We start from the raw sequence: 4,764 nt of genomic DNA on the forward strand, positions 1-4,764 counted from the left end.
AGTAGTAGATTGAACGTGTTCTCAAATGATTGTTGGCGAAAGGTTTTCACAACATAGTACAGCGAACCGATGGCCAATATAGGGGAAAGCAAACCACCAATGTAGCTCCCGAACCCTCCCCAATCTTGAGTGTTATCTGAAATGTTATAACCCCAAAAATTAATTATGTAAGGTGCAGATATAACACTCGTAACCACCGTCACCGCACTCAATATTTTCACTTTTTCATTATTAAAAAAGGCTATTTTTTTTCTAACTAATGCCATTGATTTATTCACACTTTAGGACCTACGGTTATAAGCACTATTGTGTTCAATATTTGAGGGAAATTAAAGCTATTTAGCTTTCATGCTGTGATATGCCGGATATCACATGACAGTAAGGTGTACTTCGTCAATCAAGTCTTGGGCTGAAAGTAGTACTTCTGACTCTTCGGTACTTAGTGGCGCGTTTGCTTGCTGAAGCGCGTACAAGTAATCGAATTTTACGAAGAAGTCGTAGAGTAACGGAGTGATGTTGCTATTGGTTGCGTTTATATATTGCTCTAGTGCTTCGTTCGAACTGTATGACTCTTCATCGCCACCTAGTGCACTGACAATAGATACACGAACGAAATGGAAAAACGGTTCTAATTCTGGTGGGTTAACGACCATTCTAGCTCCCCTTATTAATTTAGCTTCATTCTTATGGGCATTGAAAAATTCGCAAGCACATCTGTTTGGGGAGCCGAGTGACTTAACAAATAACGAGCCTTTACAAATACAAAGCCCTTATTCAAATGGATAAGGGCTTTTGTTTAAGCAAGTTACACAACCATTACCTGGTGCGCTAAATAGATATGAGCGATATGGTCACGCTTAGAGTGATGGCTGGTTAACAGGTCGCTGATTTGGTTTTGGGCAATACGAGAAGAGTGTTCGAGTTGGGCAAAGGTTTCTTTGAGTGCGAGTAATTCATTGTAGCTTTGGTTCTCACGCTGGCTTACGCGTTCGCATGCTTTTTTGGCGTTGTTGAGTAGGGTGGGGTTTTGATTGTTTTGTGGTTGTTGTATTTCTCGATCTAATACGTCCAATACCCATTTGCGGAATTCTTTGGCAGCAGAGGTTCGGCTAAACATCGCGATTAAGTGAGCACCTCGAAGGGAAAATATGCGAGTTGTCTTTTTACGCAAGCTTTTGTTTATTCCGTTCACCGTCAAATTGACGGTCATTGACATTACGCTAGAGAATTCATCTGAATTTCTATCGTAGATACGGCTAACAGAGTCTTCTCTTGCATAACCTAAAGCTTTGGCTATGTCGGTAGCTGATAACCAAACTTGATTATTTTGTTCGACAATATCGAAATGGGTATTTTGGAATGTTAGTGCTGTGGTCATAGTGACCTCCGTAAGTGATCTGTTAAATCACCACGCAAAGGTCCTAAACTTCGGGTGGTGAACTGAACAAGGTTAGGACTACCGCACTTACGAAACGGCCAGCCGAAGCTGCCTCGCCCAGCCCACCATAATGCAGATAGTACGGTTTCTATACGAAACGACTATGTTCTAGTGTGCTGAAGCCGCACATAAAAAAACCAGCAAAAAGCTGGCGTCTATGCGCCGTAAGTTAAAGCAGGGTCCTAAACCTGGCACTGAATTTTGCCAGTGCATAGTTAGAGTAAGGTTGTTAGGGGGAGGGTGTCAACGCTAGTTATCCGAATTTAAAGTATTTAATCGAGGTTTATAGTTGTAAAGCCTTGAAAGTTGATGCATACGACTCAATTATGTATCAAGGTTTCAATTCTAAAAGTAGACGTTTATGGCAATCCCCAAAGTATTTGTAAGTTCTACGTGTTACGACTTACAAGAAGAGCGAGCTCAACTTGAACGCTTTATCACTAACTATGGCTTCCATCCAATATTAAGTGAATATAGTGGTGTTTATTATGATGTAGATGCACACACTCATGAGTCATGTGTTAATGAAGTTGCTCACTGTGATATGTTTGTATTGATCATTTCAGGGCGTTACGGCGGCAAGTTTAAAAATGGTAATGGGGAGTCAATCACTCAAGCTGAGTACAACAAAGCCCGTGAATTAGGTTTACCAATATTTACCTTTGTTAAAGCTGACGTTTCTGCTGCTTAATAGTGAAGTCCTTCGAGCTAAGCTGTGCTTCAAGTGTCTGCTTTTGTTGCCCCAATTCACCCGATTTTAGAGCGTGTCTTCTTTTTGATATCACCAGAGTCATGATAATGCTGACAATTGAAATCAACACGGCTAAGGCTGTGCCAATTAGATAGTCTGAATACGTTAGGTTAGAACGTGTTACCTGCTCTCTAGAGGGCAGATAAGAAGGGGATCTACTTGCTCGCTCTGGATTAGATAGCCTCTGATTCGTGCTGCTTTCAGCAATGACGTTGTCATTGAGCTTCTCAATCGAAGAGATCTGCTTGGCACGTTGCTGGTTGAATTGCGCTTCCAGAATACGGTTATAGCCATCTTCGGCTGTTGGATTGTTTTTTAAGGCCGCTTCATACCATAGCTGTGCTTCATCTAATGGTTTTAGGAGTTCTTCCTCAAGTGAGGATTCGTAGAGCTTTGCGACTTCGATAGGCGCGCGTTGGTTACCTTGTAAGGCTGATTTAATAAACCATTCTAAAGCTAGCTTGTTGCTTTGCTCTACACCTGATCCTGCCAAGTACCATTCACCCAGCCTAAATTGCGCATCTGCATTGCCGTTTTCTGCGGATTGCGAGTACCAATAAAATGCATCGTTGGTGCTCAAAGGGACATCATTACCTGATTCATAAGCTTGAGCTAGTTGGTATTGAGAAACTGGACCTTGAGGTTGAGATTCTATCGAGAATGCAACGTTGCTTTCTGCATGAACGACGTGTGCAGTAGAGAACTGTATTGTAGAAAAGATGAGGGCAAAAAATAGAGTTCTGAGAATTGATGATGGCAGAAAGTTGGATAGGATAAACAATAGATAAGTCTCGTAAAAAAGCCCAGAGTTGGTATATCAGTATGAATACGATTTACGGTTGTTAGTTAGTCGTGTGACTTTGAACAAGCAACACGACGATAAGCAACTATATAGAGGTTAATTCAATAGATAAAGACGAACTGGGCTTTAATCGTGCTACTTAAGCGGCAAGATTTGAATTTCTACGCGACGGTTACAAGCGCGACCTTGAGAGGTGTTGTTGTCACATAGAGGGTAACGTTCACCGTTACCACGAGCAATGGCACGGCCTGCAGCAACGTCTTGAGAGATCAAGAATGCACGAACCGATTCAGCACGACGCTCAGAAAGAACTTGGTTAGAAGACTCGCTGCCCGTGCTGTCAGTGTGACCTTCGATCACTAGGCTAGTGTCTGGGTATTCAACTAAGATGCGCGCAACGCCGCGAAGTGTTTTGTGGATGCTTGATTCTAAAGCGTAAGAACCAGAATCGAAACCAATGCCGTTCTCTAGGCGAAGTAGAAGTTGGTTCTCACCAACACGCTCTACTTGAACGCCTGAGTTCATGAGTTCTTCACGAAGTGCAGCTTCTTGCTGGTCAAAGTAGTAACCGATACCACCGCCAACTGCGGCGCCACCTGCTGCGCCGATGAGTGCACGCTTACGACGGTCTTTAGAGTCGTCACCCGTAGCAGCACCAGCAACAGCGCCGGCGATTGCACCAATTAAAGCGCCTTGAGTTGCGGAATTAGTCTCAGATTCGCCGGTTGTCGCGTTTTGGCGTTGTGTCGCTTGACAGCCCGTTAGAGCAACAGTGAGTGCCAGGGCTAGTGTGATTTTTTTCAACGTATTTCTCCATCATGTACTTCTGTCAAACGCATGAATTACGAAAGACAACAATAAGTCCTATTGGTGGTTTTTATCAATACGCTGAAGCAATGTAAAGTGGCTCTATGATTTAGTTATCTTTTTAACGGCTTGAGTTCCGCCAACTGGTCGATTTACAGACAGTTTTCGACCTTTCTTCAAACCAACTTCATAGTCTGCGGTGAGGTTTTTCATCGCTTCTCTGAGTTGTTGTTTGAACGTTTCGCGGTCGATGTTTTGGAACTCTTTATCAATGTAGTTATTGATCTTGTTGTTTGACTCGTCGTCTGGGGTGATAACAGGCAGTTTTTCAAGTGCACCTTCTACCCAACCCGAAACGTAAGAGTTTACGCGACGTGTTACTTCTAGTGTCCCTGTTCCCGAGCCCGCAAAACTGTTTCTGAATTGGCCAGTGTGCTCATTCAGTTCGCGATAAATAATATCGAACGCAAAAGCCGCGAAGATAGCGCGATCGGCTTCACCAATGAATTCAACGCGTTTAAGGCCTTTGTGATTCAGTAACACGGCTTCTACGCCAAACTTGGTGTTAATACCACGAATAACACGCAGCAGTGTAGAGCTGATATTTGCAGGTAACAGGTGACTGGATTGAGTTTTTCCCATCTTGATAAATTCAATATCGTCCTTTTCGAGACCATATTTCAGCATCAAGTTATGCGCCATTTTTATCGCATTGGCAGCTTCATTGACGTTCGCAGAGTTTCCAAGCTCAAGACACTTGGCAATTTTCTTTAGGGCTTTTTTCTTATCCATCGACAACTTAATCATTACCGCAAATTTTTAAAAGTCCAACATTTTACATGTTTTGGCGAGTAACAGCAAAGTCAAAAGTCATTTGTAGGAATGTGGTGAACGATTATGGAAGATAAGGACATAGGAAGGAAGCGGCGGGTCCCGGACAAAACAAAACGCCATCAAGAGGATTGA

General features: G+C 42.9%; 5 protein-coding genes and 2 pseudogenes. 1 reads left to right on the plus strand and 6 read right to left on the minus strand.

From position 1 onward, the window contains the following. The 3 genes and pseudogenes from AB4653_RS24795 to AB4653_RS24805 all read right to left on the minus strand — a co-directional run. A pseudogene (locus tag AB4653_RS24795) lies at window positions 1-278 on the minus strand (hypothetical protein); the annotation flags it as partial. Window positions 279-368: 90 nt separating this feature from the next. Continuing rightward, complete coding sequence (locus AB4653_RS24800) at window positions 369-653, minus strand: hypothetical protein (RefSeq protein ID WP_102258087.1); 285 nt, start codon at window positions 651-653, stop codon at window positions 369-371. A 152-nt stretch (window positions 654-805) separates the two neighbouring features. Next, window positions 806-1,378 (minus strand): BRO family protein, encoded by a 573-nt coding sequence (locus AB4653_RS24805; RefSeq protein WP_102258088.1) that lies wholly within the window; start codon window positions 1,376-1,378, stop codon window positions 806-808. Window positions 1,379-1,799: 421 nt separating this feature from the next. On the opposite strand from AB4653_RS24805, the gene AB4653_RS24810 reads away from it, so the two are divergent. Then, complete coding sequence (locus AB4653_RS24810) at window positions 1,800-2,129, plus strand: DUF4062 domain-containing protein (RefSeq protein ID WP_372105561.1); 330 nt, start codon at window positions 1,800-1,802, stop codon at window positions 2,127-2,129. On the opposite strand, the pseudogene AB4653_RS24815 reads toward AB4653_RS24810, so the two are convergent. The 3 genes and pseudogenes from AB4653_RS24815 to AB4653_RS24825 all read right to left on the minus strand — a co-directional run. Continuing rightward, window positions 2,107-2,970, minus strand: a pseudogene (locus AB4653_RS24815) (tetratricopeptide repeat protein); the annotation flags it as partial. The gene AB4653_RS24810 and the pseudogene AB4653_RS24815 sit on opposite strands and share 23 nt — an antisense overlap. 156 nt (window positions 2,971-3,126) lie before the next feature. After that, the gene (locus tag AB4653_RS24820; RefSeq protein ID WP_009846483.1) at window positions 3,127-3,795 is read right to left on the minus strand and encodes an OmpA family protein; all 669 of its coding nucleotides are present in this window, start codon (window positions 3,793-3,795) and stop codon (window positions 3,127-3,129) included. Between the two features lie 105 nt (window positions 3,796-3,900). Then, window positions 3,901-4,590 (minus strand): DUF2786 domain-containing protein, encoded by a 690-nt coding sequence (locus AB4653_RS24825; RefSeq protein WP_009846484.1) that lies wholly within the window; start codon window positions 4,588-4,590, stop codon window positions 3,901-3,903. Window positions 4,591-4,764 lie beyond the last annotated feature (174 nt).

This window comes from Vibrio sp. 10N.222.48.A3, from assembly GCF_041475345.1.
In the GTDB taxonomy this organism is placed as follows: Bacteria; Pseudomonadota; Gammaproteobacteria; order Enterobacterales; family Vibrionaceae; genus Vibrio; species Vibrio tasmaniensis_A.

Coding starts and splice junctions, on each gene's coding strand:
- AB4653_RS24810 (WP_372105561.1), top strand. CDS start 1,800: ATGGCAATCCCCAAAGTATTTGTAAGTTCTACGTGTTACGACTTACAA.
- AB4653_RS24800 (WP_102258087.1), bottom strand. CDS start 653: ATGGTCGTTAACCCACCAGAATTAGAACCGTTTTTCCATTTCGTTCGT.
- AB4653_RS24805 (WP_102258088.1), bottom strand. CDS start 1,378: ATGACCACAGCACTAACATTCCAAAATACCCATTTCGATATTGTCGAA.
- AB4653_RS24825 (WP_009846484.1), bottom strand. CDS start 4,590: ATGGATAAGAAAAAAGCCCTAAAGAAAATTGCCAAGTGTCTTGAGCTT.